The organism is Planomonospora parontospora, assembly GCA_014647935.1.
In the GTDB taxonomy this organism is placed as follows: domain Bacteria; phylum Actinomycetota; class Actinomycetes; order Streptosporangiales; family Streptosporangiaceae; genus Planomonospora; species Planomonospora parontospora.
This window is the reverse complement of the sequence record BMQD01000003.1, coordinates 178,986-201,664: the sequence shown is the minus strand read 5'-3', so window position 1 is coordinate 201,664 and position 22,679 is coordinate 178,986. Positions and strand designations below refer to the sequence as shown.

The following is a 22,679-nucleotide window of genomic DNA, read 5'->3' as shown; positions in this document are numbered from 1 at the left end:
AGCGAACCACGGTTGCTCCTGCTGCAGTCTCGGCCGGGGAGTGGAGGGATTTCCCCGTGGGATCCAACCGAGTGAGTGCGCGCCGGTCAGCGCGCGGAGACGAAGACGTGGGCAGCGACCTCCCGCGGAAGGTCCGCAAGAGCGTTGCCCGTCGCATCGTCACCTATCACCCGCACACCGTAGTCGCTCGCCGCGAGCGTGACCTCGCGTCCGGGTTGTATCCCAACTTGCTTGAGTTTAAGCATCACAGCGGGATCGCTTTGCACTTGTTCGCTAATTCGACGGACGACAACGGGTACGTCCCTGGGTCCGGCCGCCTCCGCCATCGACGGCAGCGACTCCCATTCGGCTCCGGTCGCGGTGACGCCGAGCTCCTCCAGGCCGGGGATCGGGTTGCCGTGCGGATCCCGGACGGGGTTGTTCAGCAGCGTGACCAGGCGCGCCTCGACGGACTCCGACATCACGTGCTCCCAGCGGCACGCCTCGATGTGCACCTCCTCCCAGGGCAGGCCGATCACCTGGGTCAGCAGGCACTCCGCGAGGCGGTGCTTGCGCATGACGCGGGTCGCGAGGGTGCGGCCGAGGTCGGTCATGGTCAGGTGCCGGTCGCCCTCGACCCGGACCAGGCCGTCCCGCTCCATCCGCGCGACCGTCTGGCTGACGGTCGGGCCGCTCTGCTGGAGCCGCTCGGCGATGCGGGCCCGGAGGGGGACGATCCCCTCCTCCTCCAGTTCGAAGATCGTGCGGAGATACATCTCCGTGGTGTCGATCAAGCCGTGTGCGGTCAAGACCCCTCCCTTCCTTATCGGTGCCGTGTCCGCTCCGCGGCGTCCCGCGGGTCGCTCCGGACAGGGCTGGATTCGCAAAAAGGTCTTGGGCTACGACCCTATTGGGAGAACCGCCCGCGATGGCCCCGAGATGACAAAGGAGGGCAACACCACGCGGCCGGGAATGCTTCCCGACCGGCCCGCACGCCCCGGACGCGCCACCCGGCCGCCGGGCCGCCCGGACCCGCCCCGACCCGGCCGGGCGGCCGGACGCGGCAGGGGCGGACACGACCGGACGCGGCGGAGCCGGTCACGCCCCGGTCACGCCGTCGCGCGCCCCTGTCCCGCCCGCCCGGTAGTTCCGGAACGCCGGTACGGCCAGCCCCGCGGCGAGCACCGCGGCCGCGCAGGCCAGCCCGCCGCCGACCCAGGCGCCGGTGGCGCCGAACCAGGTCGCGGTGGCCCCGGCCCGCAGGTCGCCCAGGCGGGGGCCGCCGGCGACCACCACCGTGAAGACGCCCTGCATCCGGCCGCGCATCTCGTCGGGGGCGTGGGTCTGCAGGATGGTCTGCCGCCACACCGCCGAGACCATGTCCGCGGCCCCGCCGACCGCGAGCAGCGCGACCATCAGCCAGAGCTCGCCCGCCAGGCCGGAGGCGGCGACGCTCGCCCCCCACACCGCGATCGTGAACGTGAGGGCCACCCCCTGGCGCCGGACCCGGCCCACCCAGCCCGACAGCAGCCCGCCGATCACCGAGCCGATGGCCATGCCCGCCGAGAGCCAGCCGAAGGCGATCTGCGAGCCGCCGAACCGCTCCGCCGCGATCTCCGGGAACAGCGCCCTGGGGAGCGCGAAGGCCATGGCGATGACGTCCACGACGAACGACATCAGCACCACCCGGTTGCCCGCGATGTAGCGCAGGCCGTCCGCGACGGACCGCAGGCCGGGTCTGGTCACCTCTCCCAGCGGGGCTAGCCTCGGCAGCCGCAGGGCGGCGTACAGGCTCGCGCCGAACAGCACCGCGTCGGCGAGGTAGGCGACGGCGACCCCGCCCCCGGCGAGCGCCGCCCCGGCCAGCAGCGGGCCGATCACCGCGCCGATGCTGCTGACCAGGAAGTTGAGCGTGTTGGCCGCCGGGACCTGCTCGACGGGGAGCAGCCGGGGGATGATCGCGCCGCGGGTCGGGCTGGTCACGGCGAAACCGGTGGCGTGCACGGCCACGGTCGCCAGCAGCAGGCCGACGCTCGCCGTACCCGTCCAGGCCTGGACGAGCAGGGCGAGCGTCGCCGCCCAGGCGACCAGGGCGCCGCCGATCAGGAGCCGGCGCCGGTCGACGGCGTCGGCGACCGCCCCGCCCCACAGGCCGAAGACGACCAGCGGGACGAGGTTGGCCGGACCGAGCATGCCGACCCAGAAGGACGAGCCGGTGATGGCGTAGATCTGCGCGCTGACCGCCACCGAGGTGAGCTGGAACCCCAGGTAGGAGACGCCCTGCCCCAGCCAGAGCCGCCGGTAGGCCGGGGTGGCCAGGGGCCGGACGTCCACCAGATGTCTGCGCCCGAACTGCGGCAGCCCCACACCGTCCCCCTCATGCTCACCCGAATAATCGGATATATCAGCAAAAGGAGGTTGTGGGGTCAGGGGGCCAGGCGCTCGACGACCCAGGAGTCCCCCGCGCGGCGGTAGCGCAGGCGGTCGTGCATGCGGTCGAGCTGGCCCTGCCAGAACTCCACCTCCACCGGCACGACCCGGAACCCGCCCCAGAAGTCCGGCACCGGCGGGTCCTCCGGCCAGCGCTCCGCCAGCCTGGCGTACCGCTCGTCCAGCTCCTGCCGCGAGCCCACCACCGCGGACTGCCGCGACGCCCAGGCGCCGATCCGCGAGCCGTACGGCCGGGACCTGAAGTAGGCGGCCGACTCCTCCCGCGGCAGCCGGACCACCGGGCCCTCCACCCGCACCTGGCGGCGGATGGAGTGCCAGGGGAACAGCAGGCCGGCCCGGGGGTTCTCGGTCAGGTCCCGGCCCTTGCGCGACTCGTAGTTGGTGTAGAAGACGAACCCGGTCTCGTCGTAGCCCTTGAGCAGCACGGTCCGCGCCGTCGGCCGCCCGCCCGCCGAGCACGTCGCGACGACCATCGCGTTCGGCTCGGGAAGCCCGGCGTCCACGGCCTCGCCGAACCAGGCGGCGAACTGGGAGATGGGATCGGGTGCGAGGTCCTCCTCCAGCAGGGGATGACCCTCGTAGGTGCGTCGGAGCCCCGCCAGCGACGGCGGGCGCGAGGTGGCGTCCACGGGACGGTATTCTCGCGTGCTTGACGGCCGCCCACGCGCACCGCCCCCCACCTGGGGCTATCGCGTTCCGGCGGGACCGGCGGCAGGCCTCCTGAACACAGGGGGTTGAATATGACTCGCCGGTATCTCGACATCAAGGCTTTGACTTCAAGAAAGGGAGGCGGCCGAGAATGTCCGACTTCAAACCCGGGCTCGAAGGCGTCGTAGCTTTCGAGACGGAGATCGCGGAACCGGACAAAGAAGGGGGCGCCCTCCGCTACCGGGGCGTCGACATCGAAGAGCTGGTCGGCCGCGTCTCCTTCGGGAACGTCTGGGGCCTGCTCGTCGACAACAAGTTTCAGCCGGGCCTCCCCCCGGCCGAGCCGTACCCCATTCCTGTCCATTCCGGTGACATCCGCGTCGACGTGCAGAGCGCACTGGCCATGCTGGCCCCCGCCTACGGCTTCAAGCCGCTGCTCGACATCGACGAGGACGAGGCGCGCGACAACCTCGCGCGCGCCAGCGTGACCGCCCTCAGCTTCGTCGCCCAGTCGGCGCGCGGCCTCGGCCTGCCGATGGTCCCGCAGAAGCGCGTCGACGAGGCCCAGAGCATCGTCGAGCGGTTCATGGTCCGCTGGCGGGGCGAGCCCGACCCCAAGCACGTCAAGGCCATCGACGCCTACTGGGTGTCCGCGGCCGAGCACGGCATGAACGCCTCCACCTTCACCGCCCGCGTCATCGCCTCCACCGGCGCCGACGTCTCCGCGGCGCTGAGCGGTGCGGTCGGCGCCATGTCGGGCCCGCTGCACGGCGGGGCCCCCGCCCGCGTGCTGCACATGATCGAGGGCGTCGAGCAGGTCGGCGACGCCAAGAAGTACGTCCAGAGCGAGCTGGACAAGGGCCAGCGGCTGATGGGCTTCGGCCACCGCGTCTACCGCGCCGAGGACCCCCGGGCCCGCGTGCTCCGCCGTACCGCCAAGGAGCTCGACGCGCCCCGCTACGAGGTCGCCGCGGCGCTGGAGAAGGCCGCCCTGGAGGAGCTGCACGCCCGCAAGCCCGACCGGGTGCTCGCCACCAACGTCGAGTACTGGGCCGCGGTCATCCTGGACTTCGCCCAGGTCCCCTCGCACATGTTCACCTCGATGTTCACCTGCGCCCGCACCGCGGGCTGGGCCGCGCACATCCTGGAGCAGAAGCGCACGGGCAGGCTCGTCCGCCCCAGCGCCGACTACGTCGGCCCGGCACAGCGCTCGGTCAACGACGTCCCCGGCGCCGCCGAGGTCATCGGCGCGTTCTGACGCGCCCCGAGCCGGTACGGCCGTCCCGCGGGTCTCCGCAGGGCGGCCGTCTCGTTCTCCACCGGTACGGCCGTCCCCCGGGTCTCCGCGGGGCGGCCGTCTCGTTTCCCACCGGTACGGCCGTCCTCGGGTGCCCCGCGGGGCGGCCGTCTCGTTCTCCAGTAATCCCCGTCTCAAATCCCGGACCCGGGTCCGGGCCGGAGGACGGGCTCAGTAGGCTGGTCAGGTGGCTGACATCGTGATTCCCTCTGACCTCAAGCCCGCCGACGGCCGTTTCGGCTGCGGGCCCTCGAAGGTGCGCCCCGAGCAGATCTCGGCTCTGGCCGCCTCCGGCGCGAGCGTGCTGGGCACCTCCCACCGCCAGAAGCCGGTCAAGTCGCTCGTCGGGCGCGTCCGGGCGGGTCTGTCGGAGCTGTTCTCCCTCCCCGAGGGCTACGAGGTCGTCCTCGGCAACGGCGGCACGACCGCGTTCTGGGACATCGCCGCCTTCGGGCTCATCCGCGAGCGGTCGCAGCACCTGCACTTCGGCGAGTTCTCCTCCAAGTTCGCCTCCGTCGCGGCCAAGGCTCCGTGGCTGGGCGACCCGAGCGTCATCAAGTCCGAGGCCGGCAGCCACCCCGAGGCCGTCACCGAGGCCGGTGTGGACGTCTACGCGCTCACCCACAACGAGACCTCGACCGGCGTCGCGATGCCGATCAAGCGCGTGGGCGAGGACGGCTCGCTCGTGCTGGTGGACGCCACCTCCGGCGCCGGCGGCCTGCCGGTCGACATCAGCGAGACCGACGTCTACTACTTCGCGCCGCAGAAGAGCTTCGCCTCCGACGGCGGCCTGTGGATCGCCCTGATGTCCCCGGCCGCGCTCGCCCGGGTCGAGGAGATCGCCGGCAGCGGCCGCTACATCCCCGAGTTCTTCAGCCTGCCCGTGGCGATCGACAACTCCGCCAAGGACCAGACCTACAACACCCCGTCGGTCGCCACGCTCTTCCTGCTCGCCGAGCAGATCGAGTGGATGAACGGCAACGGCGGCCTGTCCTGGACCACGGCGCGCAGCGCCGACTCGGCGAGCCGGCTCTACACGTGGGCGGAGAAGACCTCCTACACCACGCCGTTCGCCGCCCCCGAGTTCCGCTCCAACGTCGTCGGCACCATCGACTTCTCCGACGGGGTGGACGCCGCCGCGGTCGCCAAGGTGCTGCGCGCCAACGGCATCGTCGACGTCGAGCCCTACCGCAAGCTGGGCCGCAACCAGCTCCGCGTCGCGATGTTCCCGGCCATCGACCCGGCCGACGTCGAGGCGCTGACCCACTGCATCGACCACGTCGTCGAGCGCCTCTAGTCTCGCCTGTCAGACCCGGGGACGGCCCGCCCGTCCCCGGGGGGATCCGGCTTCACGGCCCGCACCCCTCTGCACGCCGTACGGCCCCGCCGAGGGCTCGTCAAGCGCTGGGGCATGCCGGTAGTCCCCGGCGGCGAGGACCTGCCACGCCTCCGTCTCCAGACACCACGCCGCGATCTCCGGAGGCCGACGCGCTCGCCGCGTGCATCGGTCGCGCGTTCCCCAGGTGGACGGTCTCTTCATCGACATGCGATGGGATGCCGCGCCCGCCTGTCAACGGATATCCGAAACCGGCTCTGGTCCGCTTTCGGTGACGAGGCGACCTCAAGCCAGCCGCCACGTTCGACGCGACGCTGACCGGCCTCCTGATGAGCGCCCAATGCAGACCTGCCCCTACGGCAGGATGGGCGCCATGGGAGCACGACTTCCCAGGCCTCTACTGGAACACACTGGAAGACGCCCCGGCTCGCGCACTGTACGACAAGGTGGGCAAGTTCCACGAAGGGCTCGTCCACTACGCCTACCGGCGTGACACGAACCAGGCCTCCACCCGGCGCTGAGGCGCGATCAGGCGTTCCCGGCGCGAGGTCGACACGGCCCGGCGGGTCGCCCAGTTCTGTACGGCCCGCGTCCTGGACCTCGGGGTCGAGGACGGCGTGCCGTACGTCGTGAGCGAGTACGTCGAGGGCGTCTCCCTGGAGGAGACCGTCCGCGGCTCCGGCCCCCTGCGCGGGGACGACCTGGTCTCGCCGACCCCGAAGTAGGGCCTGCTGCTCTCTCACACGGAGGGGCGCAACGACATCGGCGTCTACATCGAGACCAAGCCCCGGTACACGCTCGCCACCCGGGTCTGGGACGGCGGCACCGCGACCGACGAACGCACCGACGTTTCCCCGGGCTTCGACCCGGGGGACTTCCACACGCTCAAGGTCGTCAGGAAGGCCTCGCACGACCACTTCTTCGTCGACGGCGTGAAGCTGCAATCGCGGACGGCCGACGTCGACCCGCACGGGAAGGGCTGGAACGGCGTGGCCGCCACGGACAGCAAGGTCACCTTCAAGAAGTCCACCCAGACGAATTGAACTCGCCGGTCAGGTCACGAACGGCGACAGGTGCGGTAGCGCCTTTTCCGCGGCGTCGACCACGGCCAGCGCGGCCGGGAGATCGTCTCGGACCGTGTCCTCGTCGATCCACGTACCGGCTGTCGGATACTCGCTCTCATGGCGAGTGATCCGGATCCGGTCCACGGGCCGCAGGATTCCTCCCATGGAGGAGCCGAACTGGGCCTTGGCAGCCTGCTGGACCGCCAGATGACCGCCCGCTGTCGTCGCGCGCAGCCCCTGCGTCTGGAGAAGTGCCGCAAGCGCCTTGCGAACCGCGTCGTGCAGCGCAGAGTAGGCGAGGTGAGGATCACTGGCGGCGAGGAGTTCGGCGCTCGCGAGGTGTCTCCTGGCCGTTTCGATCATCCGCTCGGCGAGCTTGTCGTCCGCGACCACCTGCGTCAGCTCCCGGCGCTGGAGCATTCCGAGGATCTCTTCCCGCCCCCGGCCCCAACCGGTCACCGGGAGCCCTCCCCTGAAACCGCACCGGAACGCGGGGCCTGCTGCGAAGCTCCACGAGGAAGCCGTCATCACCGGCCTGCCATCGCTGCGGGGTCACCACGACCGTGTTGACCTCCCGTCCGAGCCGAGCGCCCGCACGGGCGGCGGCATCATGTAGATCGTCCCTGTCTGGACGGCCGACCACGAGGAGGTCGATGTCGGCGGGGGCGGGGCCGGGCTCACCGAGCATGCGTGCGGCCCAGGAGCCGAACACCTCCGCCTGCTCCACCCCTTCCACCCCGGTCAGTTCCTCCGCCAGGACGTGCGCGGGGCCCAACGTGATGGTCACGAGTTCACTGAGCGCCCGGTAGAAGGGTGCACTCCGGTCGGCTTCCACGAGCTTGGTCCGGCCGATCCTGCGGCTTCTCAGCACAGCCGCCTGTTCGAGGCGGACGACCTCCCGGGTCATGTTCCCGCTGTCGGTGCGGGCTGCGGCGGCGAGTTCGGCAATCGAGTATTCGCCGCCCCCGATATAGGTCATGGCGAGGACCGCCGTCGTGATCCGCGACCGGAAGACCGGAAAAACAGGCGGTGGTGGCTGTCGCACACCGACCCTCTCCAGCACGGGGATGCGTGATGTCGTTGTCACGCTCCGCACTTTACTGTCATACGCACAGCATATGCTGCGTCTTTGACAGCATAACTCTGCGACCCCGGACACGAAGGAGGCTCTCGCCCTCGGTATGGTCTCCATGCCGGGGCTGCCGTCAACCGACCCAAGGTGAGGGGTTCGCCTCTCACCTTGCGGCCTATTCCTGTCCGTCAGACAGGAGCAGGAGCCGCAAGCTCCGACCCTTCAGGATCGAGTCGTTGACTTGAGCTTGTCCACGTGAACCACCGCTACGCGCTCGCGCTCGGAGACCAGGGCGCAGGTGCGGAACGTCCGAGGTGACGATCACGACAGGGCCGGACGGGAAGGTGACGCTCATCTTGTCGGTTCCGAGCGGCTCTTCCATACGCCACTCCTGCCGTCGATGGGATCCCGCACCAGGGTTTCGCGAGGAGGACGGCGCAGGCCGTACGGGGTCAGTAGGCGGGAAGGGCGGGGCGCTTGCGGCGGACGATCCAGGCGGCGAGGACGCCGCCGAGCAGGCCGAAGAGGTGGCCCTGCCAGGAGACGCCCTCCTGGGTGGGGAGCACGCCCCAGATGATCGAGTAGTAGGCCGCCGCGACGCCGACGCCGATCACGATGTCGAGCAGGCGGCGGTCGAACAGGCCGCGGGCCACGACCAGGCCGAAGTAGCCGAAGACCAGGCCGCTCGCGCCGACCGTGACGAACCTCGGGTCCGTGGTGAGCCAGACGCCCAGGCCGCTGACCAGGATGATGATCAGGCTGGCGATCAGGAAGCGGCCCAGGCCGCGCAGGGCCGCCAGGAAGCCCAGGACGAGCAGGGGCAGCGAGTTGGCCATCAGGTGGGCGAAGTCGGCGTGCAGGAACGGGGCGAGGAAGACGCCGGTCAGGCCCTCGAGGTTCCAGGCGCGGATGCCGTAGTCGTCGAACTCGCCGGGCAGCACGTAGTCAGCGACCTCGATCGCCCACATGGCGGCGACCAGGAGGATGACGAGCATGCCGGCCCCGGCGGCCCCCGCGGCCAGGCTGCCCGCGCTGCGCCGGAGCCGCGCACCGGTGGATCGGGTGGTGGGAGGGGTCGCCCCCGGGTGGTCGTACATGCGCTCTCCTGGCCTCATGGAGCCGTCACCGTGGGCCTGTCCCGTGCCCACGCCGCACGCGCCCACACCTTCACCGTACGCACTCCGGGGGCGTCGCACGCGCCCGGACGCGAGCAGGCCGGGCGCGTGCGGTCTAAGGCGCTACTCGCCCTTCCACTGCGGAGCGCGCTTCTCCGCGAAGGCCGCCGCGCCCTCCATGGCGTCCTTGGAGCCGAACACCGGATTGACGATCTCGCCCTGCTTCTTGAACATCTCGTCGAGGCTCCAGTCGGCGGACTCGACGATCACGCGCTTGGTCGCGGCGAGCGCCAGGGGTGCGTTCGCCGCGATCCTGCGCGCCAGCTCCAGGGCCTTGCCCAGCGCCCCGCCCACGGGCGTGAGGTGGTTGACCAGGCCGACCTCGTACAGCCGCGAGGCCGGGAAGTGGTCGCCGGTCAGCGCGATCTCCATGGCGATGTGGTACGGGATGCGCCGCGGCAGCCGCATCACGCCGCCCGCTCCGGCGACCAGGCCGCGCTTGGGCTCGGGCAGCCCGAACTTGGCCTCCTCGGAGGCGACGATGATGTCGCAGGCCAGCGCCAGCTCGCAGCCGCCGGCCAGGGCGTACCCCTCGACCGCCGCGATGAGGGGCTTGCTCGGCGGGGCCTCGGCGAGGCCGCCGAACCCCCGGCCCTCGACGACCGGGAAGTCCCCGGTGAGGAAGCCCTTGAGGTCCATCCCCGCGCAGAACGTGCCGCCCGCGCCGGTCAGCACGTAGGCGGAGACGTCCTTACGCTCCTCCAGCTCGTCCAGGGCCGCGGCGATGGCACGGGCCACGACGCCGTTGACGGCGTTCTTGGCCCTGGGCCGGTTGATCGTGATAACGGCGACGCCGCCGTCGACCTCGACGAGGACTTCGTCGGAGGCCGTCTTGGCGTCGGGAGAGACGTCGGACACCGGTGACTCCTACTTGGGCTGGAAGCGGATGCCGCCGTCGAAGCGGATGGTCTCGGCGTTCATGTAGTCGTTCTCGATCAGCGAGCGCACCAGGTGGGCGAACTCGGAGGCCAGGCCCATGCGCTTGGGGAAGACCACCGGAGCGACCAGCTTGGCCTTGAACTCGTCGGCGTTGGGCGAGAAGCCGTAGATCGGGGTGTCGATGATGCCCGGGCAGATCGTGTTGACCCGGATGCCCACCGCGCCCAGGTCGCGGGCGGCCGGGACCGTCATGCCGACGATGCCGCCCTTGGACGCGGAGTACGCCACCTGGCCGACCTGGCCCTCCAGCGCCGCCACGGAGGCGGTGTTGATCACCACGCCGCGCTGGCCGTCCGCGTCGACCGGCTCGGTCCTGGCGATGGCCGCGGCGCCGATGCGCATCAGGTTGAAGGTGCCGATCAGGTTGACCTCGATGACCTTGCGGTAGGAGGCGAGGTCGTGCGGCGAGCCGTCGCGGTTCACCGTACGGGTGGCCCAGCCGATGCCGGCGCTGTTGATCACCACGCGCAGCGGCTTGCCGGTGGCCACCGCGGCGTCCACCGCCGCCTGCACCTGCTCCTCGTCGGACACGTCGGTCTTGACGAAAACCCCGCCCAGCTCGTCGGCGAGGGCCTTGCCGCGCTCCTCGTTCAGGTCGGCGACGACCACGGTCGCACCGTGCGCGGCGAGATCGCGGGCCGTGGCCTCGCCGAGGCCGCTGGCACCGCCCGAGATGATTGCTGCTGCTCCGTTCAGGTCCATGAGCGGACTTTAACGCGGAGACCGAATGAAGTTCTACTCAGGGTGGGGTAAATCTCGCCCGGGGAACGCCAGGGAATCGTCAGATCGGGTCACAGCTCCCCGACCGCGGTGCCGACGTCGGCGAAGACCTTGATCCGGCGGTCGAGGCCGGTGGTGCGCAGGATCCGCGCGACCGGCGCCTGGGGGGCGGCGAGGGCGACGCCCCCGCCCTGGCTCGTCGCCAGCCGCCACGCCTCGATCAGCACCGAGAGCCCGCTGGAGTCCATGAAGGACAGCGCGGTCAGGTCGAGCACCAGCCGGGAGCCGTCGAGCTTGATCGCCTCACGGACCTCGTCCCGCAGGAAGGGCGCGGTGAACAGGTCGAGCTCTCCCTCGACCGCCACCACCACGGCGTCGCCGACGGCCCGGCGAGCCAGCCGTAGTTTCATCGATCCTCCTAGTCGAGCACGAGAGGCAGACCTACTTTACTTCGCCATCGCCGCATCCGTGCTCACGCGGTCCGGCGGCCCCCTCCGGCACGACAGGGGACGCTCCGTGTGGCACGGCCGGGAGGAGCGCACGGCTCCGAGGTCGTCGGAGGAATCGACCCCGGCGGCCGCCGCCGCCTCCTCGTGCGCCCGGGTGATCGCCAGCCGAACAGGAAAGCGCTCTCCATCGACCTGCGGGAAAGTCCCTCCGGCAACGACTGGCCGATAACGGCCAGGACTGATCGGATGTATGCGGGTTTTATGCCTTATATGTTTACCTGAGGCAATGAGGTTCACCGGAAGCCCCGAACCTGAACGGCTCGACGCGGACGGGTGCGCCCGCCTGCTCGGCGTCCCGCCGAGCCGGACGCGGCGGGCGGTGGACGACGGCGTGTTCGCCAGGCTCGCGGGATACGACGCCTGCGGCCGGCCGTACTGGCACGCGGAGGACGTCTACCGGTGGGCCGCGCGGACGGCCCCCGAGCTCCGCGACCGCGTCCCGATCGGCTACTGGCCCGCCGCCCGCCGACCGGCGCGGTACCTCGGCACGGAGACCGTCGTGGACTGGTCCGACCGCTCCGCGACGGCGCTGGGCTGGCGGACCGCGGCCGGGCCGGTGTGGGTGGTGTGGGACCACCCGCTCGGCGGGGACGACACCCTGGCCGAGGCCGCCCGGAGGCTGCCGTCCGCCGCCGCGATCACCGCCGTGGGGGGCGACTTCGGCTTCGACGGCCCCGCGCTGCGCGGAGTCCTGCCCGCCTTCCCCGACCGCGTCTACGAGGTGCCCTGGTCCGCGTTGTCGCGGGCGGTCGGCGCGCCCGTCCCCTTCTGGCCGTTCGAGTTGCGCGTCCCCGAACTGCTGAAGGCCTGGCACCCGGGCGCCCCGCCCGTCGTGGCGCCGGCCGTCCCCGTCCAGAACCACGTCCCGGTGCTGTGCCTGGCCTCCCTGGTCGAGCCGGGCAGCCCCGCCCAGCGGGTGCTGACGAACCTGGCCCGGATCTGGCAGCACCGCGCCGCCGAGGCGGCCGCGCGGGACCTGGCGGCCCTCGACCGGATCCAGGTCCCCGGGACCACGGTGGTGGCCGCCGTCCCGCTCCCCGTTCCCGACACCGTGCCGGACGACGTGGACCGCTCCGTCCGGCGCGCCGGATGGCTGGAGATCCTCTCCCGCGACGACGTCCTCGCCGCCGCCTGCGTCCGTCAGGCCATGCTGTGGGACGGCGGGGCCGACTTCCCCTTCGGCAATCCCGAGACCGTGGAGCCCGACAGCGCTCCGGGCGCCGAGTGGACCGAGCGGCTGGTCCCCGCGCGCCGCACCGCCGCCTTCACGCTCCTGGACCCGGACCGGTCGGCGGTCGAGACGCTGCTCGACCCCGAGACCGACGCCCCGGTCATCCGCACCGGGAACGGGACGCTGCACGTCGCCGTCCCGCAACGGCTGCCCGCCACCAGCCCTCTGGCCGAGGTGATCCTGGACTCCCCCGTCTGGGTGCGGACCCGGGACGGCGTGCTCTACCCCGCGCCCATGGACCGGCGCCGGAGGCTGAGCTGGGGCTACCGCGGATCCGGCGCCTCGGCCCTGGCGCTGCTGGCCGACCGGCTCCTCGCCGACGTCAACGCCCTGGCCCCCGAGGGCGGCGAAGCGGCGCCCCGGGGCCTGGAGGAGCTCATGGCGACGGGATGGCCCCGGGGCACGGTCCTGACGCGGGGCCTGCTGGAGGCCGCCAGGGCGGGCCGGCCGTACACCGGGCCGGCCTGAACGGGGACGGCCCCGGCGCCCCGCTGATCGGCCTGCCGCCGCGGACTCCGCGGCGCACCGGCCGACGGTCCCGCGACATCCCGGACGGCGCCTCACACGGTGGCCGACGCCTCACACGGCGGCCGGCACCTCACACGGTGGCCGGCACCTCACACGGTGGCCGCACCTCAGGCGACGGTGAAACCGTACGGGAGCTCCAGCCGGTGCGCGGCCAGCAGTTCGGCGTCGGCCAGCAGCTCCCGGGTCGGCCCGTCGGCGGCGATCACCCCGCCGGACAGGATGAGCGAGCGCTCGCACAGCTCCAGGGCGTAGGGCAGGTCGTGGGTGACCATCAGCACCGTCACGTCGAGGCTCCGCAGGATCTCGGCGAGCTCGCGGCGCGAGGCCGGGTCGAGGTTGGACGACGGCTCGTCCAGCACCAGGATCTCCGGCTCCATGGCCAGCACGGTCGCCACCGCCACCCGACGGCGCTGGCCGAAGGACAGGTGGTGCGGGGGGCGGTCGATCGCCTCCAGCATGCCGACCTGCTCCAGCGCGTCCTCGACCCGCTGCTGGAGCTCCTCGCCGCGGATCCCCAGGTTGGCGGGGCCGAAGGCGACGTCCTCGCGGACGGTCGGCATGAAGAGCTGGTCGTCGGGGTCCTGGAAGACCAGGCCGACCCGGCGCCGGATCTCCAGCAGGGACTCCTTCGCGACCGGGAGCCCGGCCACGGTCACCGTGCCGTGCCCGGCGGTCAGGATGCCGTTGAGGTGCAGCACCAGGGTGGTCTTGCCCGCGCCGTTCGGCCCGAGCAGCGCGACCCGCTCCCCGCGCTCCACCCGCAGGTCCACGCCGAACAGGGCCTGCGTCCCGTCCGGGTAGGCGTAGGCGAGCCGGCTCACCTCCAGCGACGCCGCCGAGACCTCCTCCGGCCGCCGAGACACCGCCGCGCCGTCCTCCGATCGCCGGGACGCCGTCATGCCGTCCCCTGGTCGTCGAGACGCCGCCGAGACCTCCTCCGGTCGCCGAGACGCCGTCATGCCATCCCCCAGTTGCCGAGCAGCGCCACCAGCGCCGCGCCCGGCAGCATAGCGGCGACGAGCCACTGCCGCGCCGACGCGGCCAGGTCGACGACGACCGGCATGGAACCGGTGTAACCGCGGCTCAGCATGGCCAGGTGGACCCGTTCGCCCCGCTCGTAGGAGCGGATGAACAGCGCCCCCGCCGACCGGGCGACCACCGGCAGGTGCCGGACGTCCCTGGCGGCGAACCCCCGCGACTCCCTGGCCACCCGCATCCGGCGCATCTCGCCCGCGACCACGTCCATGTAGCGGAGCATGAACATGGCGATCTGCACCAGCAGCGGCGGCAGCCGCAGCCGCTGCGCGCCCAGCAGCATCAGCCTCGGCTCGGTGGTCGCCGCCAGCAGGATGCTCGCGGCCACCCCCAGGGTGGCCTTGGCCAGGATGTTCCACGCGGCCCACAGGCCCGGCACGCTGAGCGAGAGCCCCGCGACCGCCACCCGCTCCCCCGTCCCGATGAACGGGATCGCCACCGCGAACAGCACGAACGGGATCTCGACCGCCATCCGGCGGAGCACGAAGCCGGGCGGGATCCGCGCGGCCAGGGCGACCCCCGCCAGCAGCAGCGCGTACGCCCCGAACGCGGCGAACCACTCACGCGGCGTGGCCACTACGGTCAGCGCGAACGCGATGACCGCGGCGAGCTTGCACTGCGGCGGCAGCCGGTGGACGAGCGTGTCGCCCGGCCGGTGGAGCCGGTGCCCGTGGCCCGCGCTCACCGGCGACGGCTTCCGGGCTCCGCCCGCCGTACGGCGGGCATCAGGCTGCGGTCCCGCCGGTCCCGCCGGTCCCGCCGGTCCCGCCGACCTTGGCGGCCCCGCCGACCTTGCTAGTCTCGGCGGCCTCGACGGACCCGCCGGTCTTGGCGGCCTCGGCGGTCTCGCGGGTCCCGCCCGGCGCGCCGCCCTTCCGGCGGCGCGCGGCGTACGCGACGGCGCCCGCGACGAGGAGCGTGATCCCGACCCCGACGGGTCCGACGACCCAGAGCGGGACGCCGCCCACCTCGCCGTAGTCGGCCAGCGCCCACGAGCCGAGCGCGTGGTCGGTGGCCTGGCCGAGGAAGCCCTCGTCCTCGGCGACCCGCTCCAGCCCGTCCGGGTCTCCGGAAGCGAGGTGGGAGACGCCCCCGGCGAGCAGCAGCGTGACGCCGGCGCCCGCCAGCAGGAACGGCCGCGCCGGGCGCGGGGTGGCGGCCGGAGCCGGGGCCTGCGGGGCCACCGTGCTCTCGCCGCCGGGGCCGCGCAGCACCAGCGGGGCGGCCAGGCCGCGCGCGCCGTACACCAGGTCGGGGCGGGTGGCGAGCACGGTGCCGACGGTGACCGCGGTGATCAGGCCCTCGCCGATGCCGATCAGCACGTGCACGCCGCCCATGGCGGCGGCGACCGTGCCGATCTCGACGGGCGCCGTGCCGCCGATCCAGAACAGCAGGGTGAAGGCCAGTGCGGAGGCCGGCACCGAGACCAGCGCGGCGGCGAACGAGGCCGCGGTGATCGCGGTGCGGCCGCGCAGGCTCCGGGTGATCAGCCGGAAGACGCCCCAGCCGGCCAGGACGGTGACCAGGCCCATGAGGGTGATGTTGACGCCCAGCGCGGTCAGGCCGCCGTCGGCGAAGAAGAAGCCCTGCACGAGCAGGACCACCGCCATGCACAGCACCGCGGTGTACGGCCCGACGAGTATCGCGGCCAGCGCACCGCCGAGGAGGTGGCCGCTCGTCCCCGCGGCCACCGGGAAGTTCAGCATCTGGACGGCGAAGACGAACGCCGCCACCAGGCCCGCCATCGGGGCGGTCCGGTCGTCGAGCTCGCGGCGGGCGCCGCGCAGGCAGACCGCGACCCCGGCGGCCGCGACCGCCGCCGCCGAGACCGACACGGCCGCGTTGAAGAAACCGTCAGGAACGTGCACGACAAGCCTCCGATGGGCGGATTTGCTCTCACCCTAAGCCATCGGCTTGCTGTTGCAATATCCAGGCATTAACGGAGCATGCGCCGGACCAGGGTGCGCAGCGGGACCGCCCTGACCACCATGCTGAGCCGCCCCTTGCCCGCCGTGCCGTACGGCTTGGCGGTCCGCCGGACCGTCCCGCGCCACCACGTGCGCGCCGGTGCGATGAGCTCCGCGGCCGCCTCGACGCGGAAGCGCACCGGGGGACCGCCCAGGTCCAGCTCCAGGTAGGCGTCCCAGGTCCCGGCCGCCGTCCGCCCGGCCGCCGTCCGCGCGGTGAACCCGCCGTCCGGCCCGGCCGTGACCGGCGCGTACAGCTCACGCCCGGAGTGCCGGTCCCGCCACACCAGCCGTCGTACGGCCCGCGGCCCGGCCGGGACCGGCCGGTGCCGGCCGACCGTCACCTCGCCGGTCAGCGCCAGCCGGTGCCCGGCCGCCCAGTGCGACCGGGTCAGCCGTGCCGTGCCGGGCACGGTGAGCACGTGACCGCCGACGTCGATGCTGAGGTTGCCGTGGGGCCGGGTGAAGTAGGGCAGGACGATCGTCCCGCCGACCACGCGGGGCTCCGGCCGGGCGATCGTCCCGTCCCGGTCCGCGCCGAGCCGTGCCGTGCGGACGATCCCCTCGCACTCGACGGCCACGTGGACGTCCCACACCCCGGACGGCAGCCCGGTCAGGTCGATCGTCCCGGTGATCTCCCCGCCGTCTCCGGCCGTGGGCACGATGACGTCGGCGCGGGGCGGTTCCCCGTCCGGCCGCGGGCGCAGCACCAGGGTGACGCCGTCGACGGCGAGCTCCGGCCTGCCCGCCGTGCCCAGGGCGTCCAGCGCGACCCGGCCGGAGACCGTCAGCGCGGTCGCCCCGGCGTCCCAGCGCAGTCCCGTGAGCTCCCTGCGGACCGCGGCCGATTCGATGTGCGCCAGCCGTACGAGGCGGTCGATGTCCTCCAGCGCGGCGATCCGGTGCCGGTCGACCGGGGTGAGGCGCTCCCGCACGCCGTCGGTCAGCCAGCGCTCGCACAGGTCGGCGACCTCGGCCGCGATCTCCTTGCGCTCGATCTCCCCCGCCTCCAGGAAGGACCTGCCGAGGTGGGCGAGGGCGTCCAGCCGGAGGTGGCGGCGGAGCAGGTGGTCGCGGAGCGGGCCGGGCTGCACGTGGGCGGCCACCAGCTCGATCGGCCTCCTGATCATCCGCATCCAGGAGATCGGGTCGCGGCTCCCCTTCCGCTGCATGATGCTGGTCCCGTCGGGCCGGTCGACCAGGTGGTAGCAGTCGTAGTCGGCGACCACCGAGATCACCTCGGCGTGGCAGTAGGCGTGGGCGGTGAAGACGATGTCCTCGCCGACCGTGAGCTTCTCGTCGAAGCGGACGCCGTGGCGTTCGATCATCTCCCGGCGGAACAGCTTGAAGCAGCTGAGGCTGTTGTAGACGGCGCTGTCCTCCAGCGGCACCCGTTCGGCGTTCTCCTGGAACATGGAGACCGGGGCCCTGCGCCCGTGGCCGACGATCTTCCCCAGGACGATGTCGGAGCCGTTGCGCTCGGCCATGGCCAGCATCCGCTCCAGCGCCTCGGGACCGAGGTAGTCGTCGGCGTCGCAGAAGAAGACGTATCTCCCCCGGGCTACGGACAGGCCCGTGTTGCGCGGGCGGCCCGCGCCGCCCGAGACGTCCTGGTGGACGACCCGGACGATCCCGGGGTGGCAGGCCGCGTAGAGGTCGGCCAGTTCCCCGCCGCCGTCGGTGGAGCCGTCGTCCACGACGATGATCTCCTTGTCGACCCGCTGGACCAGCAGCGAGGTCAGGCACCGGTCCAGGTAGGGCCGGCAGTCGTGGAGGGGGACGATCACGCTCACGTCGACGGCGGACCGGCCGGCGCCCGCCTCCGCCACCGGCTCGCCGCCGTGCCCCGTACGGACTCGCTGGAGGATCGCTCGCGTCACCGCACCGCCCCTCGTCGGTCACATAGCGCATACGTCGCGCTTCAGTATGTGACGAAGAGCGGCCCTCGCGTGGCCGATCCATCCGGTTGGTCCGCTCACCTCCACGCTGAGGTTGCCGTGCACGGTGAAGAACAACCGGTTCGTACGGCTTGCGCCCTCGATCCTCGGTGCGCCGTGCCGGTCCGCGTTGAGCCGCACCTCGCGTGTGAGGCCCCGGCAGCCCACCACCACCGACACGTCCCACGTCCCCGGCGGGACCCCGGCGACCACGGCCCGGAAGCCTCCGCCGGCCGGGGCGGGCAGGGCGCCGCCGGACGGAGCGGGAGGCCCGCCGCCGGCCGGGAGGGGTGATCCGGTTGCGCCCGGCGGGAGCAGGCGGGCCGACCGCGGGCCGCCGCCCGGCGGGAGCGGGAAGGCGAGCCGCAGGCCGTCGCCGCGCCGCCGCAGGATGAGCTCCGCCTCGGCCGGCAGCCCCTCCGGCTCCAGCCGCGCGGCGCCCTCCAGCGTGAACCCGTCCCGCCCGGCCCGGAGCGCCGCCAGCCGGACCACCGGCCGCACCCTGCCGGTGATCTCGAACAACCGGTCCGGCAGTCCGGCGCGGAAACCCGGGTAGGCGGCGAAGATCCGCCCGCCCTCCACGACCGCCGCGCCGTACGCCCGTCCGGCAGGGAAGCCCGCGACCTCGTCGAGCTCCCGGCGCAGGCCGTGCCGGATGCAGTGGGCGCGGAGCGCATCCGCCGGCGGGAGGCGGTCCATGATCCAGGCGGTCGCCCAGCGGTCCACGATCGGCCGGGCCAGGCCGGTCACCCGGTCCCGGGTCCGGCGGTCGAACGACCGCCACCGCGGGCCGAACCCGCTGAGCACCTCGCACCGGAAGTGCCGCATCATCAGCCGGTCCCGTTCCTCGCCCGGCGGGGTGTGCCGCTCGACCAGCTCCATCACCTCGGCGACCTGCGGGAGCCGCTCCAGGGGGTGAACCGCGGACCGGCTGGCGTTGCGCACGCCCTCGCGGTAGGTGAGGTAGTAGCAGTCGTAGTCGGCCACCACCGAGATGACCCGGGCGCCGAGGTAGGCGAGCGCGGTGAAGGGCTGGTCCTCGCCGGTGCGCAGGTGCTCGGGGAAGCGCAGGCCGAGGCGCTCGACCAGGTCGCGCCGGAAGAGCTTCTGCGCCGAGAGCGTGTAGTAGACGCCGTCCCGGTAGAGGTCGGCCCGGTCCCGGTTGCGGGCGAACGGCGTCCTCGGCACCCGGCGCCCGCCGACCCCGGCCATCCTGCCGAGCACCACGTCGGAGCCGTTGCGCTCGGCCGCCGCCACCAGGCGCTCCAGTGCCTGGGGGCCCAGGTAGTCGTCGGAGTCGAGGAAGAAGACGTAGCGTCCCCTCGCCAGGCCGAGCCCGGTGTTGCGCGGCCCTCCCGGCCCCCCGGAGGCGGCCTGGTGCACCGCCCTTATCTCCGGATGCCTCCTCGCGTAGCCGTCGAGCACGGCTCCGCTGCCGTCCGTCGAGCCGTCGTCGACCGCGACGACCTCCAGCCTCTCCAGCCCGATGCTCTGCCCGACCACCGAGTCGAGGCACTCCCCCAGGTACGCCTCGACGTCGTGCACGGCCACGATCACCGAGACCACGGGAACGTCCACGCTCTCTCCCGACCGCCCTCCGGACAGGAGATGCCCCGCGACCCGGGCGGTGATCCCTCTCCGGCGGAATCGGGCTCCCCACGGGCACCGCGGCCGGGTTCCGGCCGTCCGGCGCGGGCCGCGCCGATTCGGGTCGCGCCGATTCCGGGCGGCTGATTCCGGGCGGCCGATTCGGGGTGACCGATTTGCAGGCGACCGATTTGCAGGCCGCGTAGAGGGCGGGAGCGTTCTCCGGTGAATTCCCGAGGTAGATCTAGCACATAGCGGGCATGCGGGCAGGCATGGGTGAGCGTTCAGAGGACTTCGACGTCAGCGCGGACGACTTCGGGGACGGCCCCGGACCCCGGCGGGGGGATCTGGACAAGCTGGCCGTCGGCCTGGCCATCTCCGAATCTCTGGCCAACCACGGTCATCACGCCCTGGCCAACGCGCACAGGTCCGCCGCCGACTCCCACCGCCTGCTGGCCGAGGCCGAGGCCGGCGATGTCGGGGAGCACCGGCGGCTGGAGGAGTGGCACCGCTGGTGCGCCCTGGTGGAGAGCCAGCTCGCCGACGAGGCCGACGAGCTGACGCCCACGCGCCGGGACCGGGACGAGTGAGGCCGTCCGGTCAGCGGCTGCGGTTCATGCGGGCCGGCTCGCCGATCGACCGGCACCGGGGCGTGACGCGCCCCGCACAGCGGTACGGCCCGCACCCCGATCGGGGTGCGGGCCGTACCTGTTCCCCGGCGGGAGGTCCGCTCAGCGCAGGCGTCCGGCCCCCGCGCGGGCGGGGACGGTGCCGCGCAGCGTGTGCGCGGGGTCGATCCGGGTGAACAGGGTGGGCGTCCAGCCCGCGTCGGCGCCGAGGTCGGGGTCGTGCGCGGCGTTGTGGGCGGCGACGAGGTCGGTCGGCGCGCCGCCGACCAGGTTGTCCCTGGCGGTGATCGCGGTGCCCTTCAGGACCGAGAGCACCTTCTCTGCGGGGATGCCCTCGAAGGCGTTGCTCTGCGCGTAGACCTGCGAGCCCGCGCCCACGCCGATGCTGTAGAGGTAGTTGTCACCGCCGGTGTAGTAGTTGTTGTAGATGTGCACCTGGCCGAAGCGCACCCGCGGGGTCCGCTGGCCGAGGCCCTCGAAGAAGTTGTGGTGCAGCGTCACCTTGAGCTTGTCGGTCTCGCCGTACCGGGTGCCGTTGTCGGTGTTGCCGATCAGCGTCACCTTGTCGTGGCCGCTCAGGTGGTTCCACGACATCGTCACGTGGTTCGCACCGCGCACGATGTCAAGCAGCCCGTCGTGGACCTGGTACGGCCGGCCGAAGTAGGACGGCTGGTTCGAGTCGGGGTTGTCGCCGTCGTTGAGGGTGTTGTGGTCCAGCCAGACGTGCGTGGCCCCGGAGACCTCGACGTTGTCGAAGGAGGCGTTCCAGTTGCCCTCGTCGCCGTCGGTCGGGTCCCACTGCGGGAAGCAGTCGGAGGTGTCGGTGATGGTGAGGTTGCGGACGATGACGTTGTCGACGTTCGTGATCCGGATGCCGAAGCTCTTCAGCGCGGCGTCGGAGCCCAGGCCGACCAGGGTGACGTTGGAGCCGACGTTGATCGTGACGTGCTGGGCCATCTTGTCGTAGGAGGCCTTGCGGGCCTCCTCCAGCGGGCCGGAGGGCACCCTGTCCCTGCCCCAGACCGCCGGGTCGTAGGCGGCCAGGTACGCCTGCAGGCTGTAGCCGTTCACCGCGTAGGAGTCGCAGGTGAGCGGGTTGCCCGCGGCGTCGGTGTCGGCGTCGATGGCGCCCCTGACGTAGATGATCTTGGGGGTGTTGTCCGCCGGGTTCCCGAGCGCGGCACGGAGCTGCGCGGCGGTGGAGACGGTGTACACGTTCTCCGGGCGGGCGGCCGAGCCGCCGGTGGTGCCGGCGCCCTCGGCGGCCCAGCCGTCGTTCTCGGGCAGCACCTGGCGGCCGAGCCGGTTGTCGGAGCCGGTGGGGAAGCTGCGGAACGGGTCCCAGCCGTCGGCGCCCCTGAGATAGTCCTCCGGGTCGTGCTGCCTGGCCTGCTCCCGGGTCAGCTGCGGCCGGTCGCCGTTGACCGCCGCACCCGGACCGCGGTTGAGGTACTCGGCGAGCCGGGCCTCCCGCCAGTTCAGGCCGGACATGTCGGTCCAGGGGGCGTCCTTGAACTGCTGGCCGAGCCAGGACTCGCGGATCAGGACCTGGCCGCGGGCGGTGGCCGAGCCGCCGGCCGGCCACGGGCGGCCCAGGTGGACGGTCTTGGCGGGGGCGTCGCTGACCAGGTGGCTGCGGTAGATCATGAACCCGTAGGGGTTGGCGATCTCGGTGCTGGCCGCGGTGACGTAGCCGTTGTTGCCGTCGGCGGCGTCGCGGCTCAGGGACTTGATCACGCAGTTGTGGAAGAGCGCGGTGGCCCGGCCGAAGATGAAGTCGACGTCGCCCTCGACGTAGCAGTCGCGGAAGTACTGCCGGGCCGTGGTGGTGGCGCTGGGGGTGTTGGCGTAGAGGGTGTCCTGGTTGCCGATGAACCGGACGTTCTCGTAGACCTGCCGGTCGCCGGTGGTGCGCACCGCCACGGCCTGGCTGTTGCCGCCCGCGGCCTCGTCGTAGGAGTTCTCGAAGGTGAGGTTGCGGGCGGTGAAGTCGGGCGCGCTGATCACGTAGGACGCGCTGCCCGAGGTGCCGTAGGTGCCCGAGCCGTCCGGCTTCGGGGTCTTGGCGGCGGCGTCGAAGGTGAGCACGACCTTGCGCGGGTCGGCGGTGTCACCGATCAGCGAGATGTACGGCTTGTCCGCGGGGATGACCACCTGCTGCTTGTAGGTGCCCTCGCGGACCTTGATGGTGACCGGCCTGGTGTTGCCGGCCGGGACGGCGTCGACCGCGGCCTGCACGGTCGCGTGGTCGCCCGAGCCGTCGGCGGCGACCACGATGGTGCTGGAACGGGATGGGGCGGTCTCGGCGAGGGCCGGCGCGGCCGCCGCGGCGACCGTGAGCGCGATGACCGTGGGGAGTGTCAGGAGTCGCATCTGCAACCTTGAGGAGGAAGCGGCAATCGGTTGCATGAAACGCTGACGTAATCCCACATTCACGTCAATAGCCTTAAGGAAATCGCTTTCCCTGATTACAAGCGCTTGCAGGAACAGCCGGAAAAAGGACACGCCGACGGCCCCGGGGGGGTGGGGGGAGGGCCCTCCGGGGCCGTACGGGCCGCGCCGCCGGAGCGGCGGG

The 22,679-nt window shown here is 72.5% G+C and carries 19 protein-coding genes; 5 read left to right on the top strand and 14 right to left on the bottom strand.

Annotation, left to right across the window (positions count from 1 at the left end):
* Positions 1 to 86 precede the first annotated feature (86 nt).
* From IEZ07_RS06305 to pdxH, 3 genes are all read right to left on the bottom strand, one after another.
* Positions 87 to 788: an iron-dependent transcriptional repressor DtxR gene (locus IEZ07_RS06305; RefSeq protein ID WP_068896499.1), complete on the bottom strand. Its 702-nt coding sequence runs from the start codon at positions 786 to 788 to the stop codon at positions 87 to 89.
* A gap of 289 nt (positions 789 to 1,077) precedes the next feature.
* Positions 1,078 to 2,346, bottom strand: a complete 1,269-nt coding sequence (locus IEZ07_RS06300) for an MFS transporter (protein WP_239319580.1) — start codon at positions 2,344 to 2,346, stop codon at positions 1,078 to 1,080.
* 59 nt (positions 2,347 to 2,405) lie between these two features.
* A complete protein-coding gene (gene pdxH, locus IEZ07_RS06295; RefSeq protein WP_191893914.1) occupies positions 2,406 to 3,059 on the bottom strand; it encodes a pyridoxamine 5'-phosphate oxidase in 654 nt (217 codons plus the stop codon).
* 170 nt (positions 3,060 to 3,229) lie between these two features.
* Here pdxH and IEZ07_RS06290 point away from each other — a divergent pair, with 170 nt between their 5' ends.
* The 3 genes from IEZ07_RS06290 (at position 3,230) to IEZ07_RS06280 (ending at position 6,232) form a co-directional block, all read left to right on the top strand.
* Positions 3,230 to 4,336, top strand: coding sequence for a citrate synthase 2 (locus IEZ07_RS06290; RefSeq protein ID WP_189235108.1), 1,107 nt, complete (start codon positions 3,230 to 3,232; stop codon positions 4,334 to 4,336).
* 226 nt (positions 4,337 to 4,562) lie between these two features.
* Positions 4,563 to 5,672 carry a phosphoserine transaminase gene (gene serC, locus IEZ07_RS06285; RefSeq protein ID WP_191893913.1) on the top strand — a complete coding sequence of 370 codons (1,110 nt, stop codon included), beginning with the start codon at positions 4,563 to 4,565 and terminating at the stop codon, positions 5,670 to 5,672.
* Positions 5,673 to 6,040: 368 nt separating this feature from the next.
* Entirely contained in the window at positions 6,041 to 6,232 is a 192-nt protein-coding gene (locus tag IEZ07_RS06280; protein WP_204054288.1) for a hypothetical protein, read from the top strand.
* A 531-nt stretch (positions 6,233 to 6,763) separates the two neighbouring features.
* Here IEZ07_RS06280 and IEZ07_RS06275 read toward each other — a convergent pair.
* The 5 genes from IEZ07_RS06275 to IEZ07_RS06255 form a co-directional block, all read right to left on the bottom strand.
* Positions 6,764 to 7,234, bottom strand: coding sequence for a HEPN domain-containing protein (locus IEZ07_RS06275; RefSeq protein WP_191893912.1), 471 nt, complete (start codon positions 7,232 to 7,234; stop codon positions 6,764 to 6,766).
* Between the two features lie 1,065 nt (positions 7,235 to 8,299).
* Positions 8,300 to 8,944 (bottom strand): rhomboid family intramembrane serine protease, encoded by a 645-nt coding sequence (locus tag IEZ07_RS06270; RefSeq protein WP_191893911.1) that lies wholly within the window; start codon positions 8,942 to 8,944, stop codon positions 8,300 to 8,302.
* Between the two features lie 141 nt (positions 8,945 to 9,085).
* Positions 9,086 to 9,880 carry a crotonase/enoyl-CoA hydratase family protein gene (locus IEZ07_RS06265; RefSeq protein WP_191893910.1) on the bottom strand — a complete coding sequence of 265 codons (795 nt, stop codon included), beginning with the start codon at positions 9,878 to 9,880 and terminating at the stop codon, positions 9,086 to 9,088.
* A gap of 9 nt (positions 9,881 to 9,889) precedes the next feature.
* Positions 9,890 to 10,663: an SDR family NAD(P)-dependent oxidoreductase gene (locus tag IEZ07_RS06260; RefSeq protein ID WP_191893909.1), complete on the bottom strand. Its 774-nt coding sequence runs from the start codon at positions 10,661 to 10,663 to the stop codon at positions 9,890 to 9,892.
* Positions 10,664 to 10,752: 89 nt separating this feature from the next.
* A complete protein-coding gene (locus tag IEZ07_RS06255) occupies positions 10,753 to 11,091 on the bottom strand; it encodes an STAS domain-containing protein (protein ID WP_068896492.1) in 339 nt (112 codons plus the stop codon).
* Between the two features lie 325 nt (positions 11,092 to 11,416).
* Here IEZ07_RS06255 and IEZ07_RS06250 point away from each other — a divergent pair, with 325 nt between their 5' ends.
* Positions 11,417 to 12,889: a hypothetical protein gene (locus IEZ07_RS06250; RefSeq protein WP_191893908.1), complete on the top strand. Its 1,473-nt coding sequence runs from the start codon at positions 11,417 to 11,419 to the stop codon at positions 12,887 to 12,889.
* Between the two features lie 167 nt (positions 12,890 to 13,056).
* Here IEZ07_RS06250 and IEZ07_RS06245 read toward each other — a convergent pair whose 3' ends face one another.
* From IEZ07_RS06245 to IEZ07_RS06225, 5 genes are all read right to left on the bottom strand, one after another.
* Positions 13,057 to 13,812 carry an energy-coupling factor ABC transporter ATP-binding protein gene (locus IEZ07_RS06245; RefSeq protein WP_204054289.1) on the bottom strand — a complete coding sequence of 252 codons (756 nt, stop codon included), beginning with the start codon at positions 13,810 to 13,812 and terminating at the stop codon, positions 13,057 to 13,059.
* A gap of 92 nt (positions 13,813 to 13,904) precedes the next feature.
* Positions 13,905 to 14,669, bottom strand: coding sequence for a cobalt ECF transporter T component CbiQ (cbiQ, locus tag IEZ07_RS06240; RefSeq protein WP_191893906.1), 765 nt, complete (start codon positions 14,667 to 14,669; stop codon positions 13,905 to 13,907).
* Between the two features lie 40 nt (positions 14,670 to 14,709).
* On the bottom strand, positions 14,710 to 15,852 hold the full coding sequence (locus IEZ07_RS06235) for an energy-coupling factor ABC transporter permease (protein WP_191893905.1): 1,143 nt from the start codon (positions 15,850 to 15,852) through the stop codon (positions 14,710 to 14,712).
* A gap of 68 nt (positions 15,853 to 15,920) precedes the next feature.
* Positions 15,921 to 17,831: a glycosyltransferase family 2 protein gene (locus IEZ07_RS06230; RefSeq protein ID WP_191893904.1), complete on the bottom strand. Its 1,911-nt coding sequence runs from the start codon at positions 17,829 to 17,831 to the stop codon at positions 15,921 to 15,923.
* Positions 17,832 to 17,849: 18 nt separating this feature from the next.
* Complete coding sequence (locus tag IEZ07_RS06225; protein WP_191893903.1) at positions 17,850 to 19,466, bottom strand: glycosyltransferase family 2 protein; 1,617 nt, start codon at positions 19,464 to 19,466, stop codon at positions 17,850 to 17,852.
* A 281-nt stretch (positions 19,467 to 19,747) separates the two neighbouring features.
* Between IEZ07_RS06225 and IEZ07_RS06220 the strand changes: the two genes are divergently transcribed.
* The gene (locus IEZ07_RS06220; RefSeq protein WP_191893902.1) at positions 19,748 to 20,065 is read left to right on the top strand and encodes a hypothetical protein; all 318 of its coding nucleotides are present in this window, start codon (positions 19,748 to 19,750) and stop codon (positions 20,063 to 20,065) included.
* A 141-nt stretch (positions 20,066 to 20,206) separates the two neighbouring features.
* Here the strand turns inward: IEZ07_RS06220 and IEZ07_RS35475 are convergent, their stop codons facing one another.
* Entirely contained in the window at positions 20,207 to 22,477 is a 2,271-nt protein-coding gene (locus IEZ07_RS35475) for a pectinesterase family protein (RefSeq protein ID WP_239319581.1), read from the bottom strand.
* Positions 22,478 to 22,679 lie beyond the last annotated feature (202 nt).

What these genes read in the sequence shown, in the direction of transcription:
- IEZ07_RS06270 (WP_191893911.1), bottom strand. Translation starts at nt 8,944, where the DNA reads ATGTACGACCACCCGGGGGCGACCCCTCCCACCACCCGATCCACCGGT.
- IEZ07_RS06260 (WP_191893909.1), bottom strand. Translation starts at nt 10,663, where the DNA reads ATGGACCTGAACGGAGCAGCAGCAATCATCTCGGGCGGTGCCAGCGGC.
- IEZ07_RS06280 (WP_204054288.1), top strand. Translation starts at nt 6,041, where the DNA reads ATGAGCGCCCAATGCAGACCTGCCCCTACGGCAGGATGGGCGCCATGG.
- IEZ07_RS06220 (WP_191893902.1), top strand. Translation starts at nt 19,748, where the DNA reads ATGGGTGAGCGTTCAGAGGACTTCGACGTCAGCGCGGACGACTTCGGG.
- IEZ07_RS06290 (WP_189235108.1), top strand. Translation starts at nt 3,230, where the DNA reads ATGTCCGACTTCAAACCCGGGCTCGAAGGCGTCGTAGCTTTCGAGACG.
- IEZ07_RS06250 (WP_191893908.1), top strand. Translation starts at nt 11,417, where the DNA reads ATGAGGTTCACCGGAAGCCCCGAACCTGAACGGCTCGACGCGGACGGG.
- IEZ07_RS35475 (WP_239319581.1), bottom strand. Translation starts at nt 22,477, where the DNA reads ATGCGACTCCTGACACTCCCCACGGTCATCGCGCTCACGGTCGCCGCG.
- IEZ07_RS06255 (WP_068896492.1), bottom strand. Translation starts at nt 11,091, where the DNA reads ATGAAACTACGGCTGGCTCGCCGGGCCGTCGGCGACGCCGTGGTGGTG.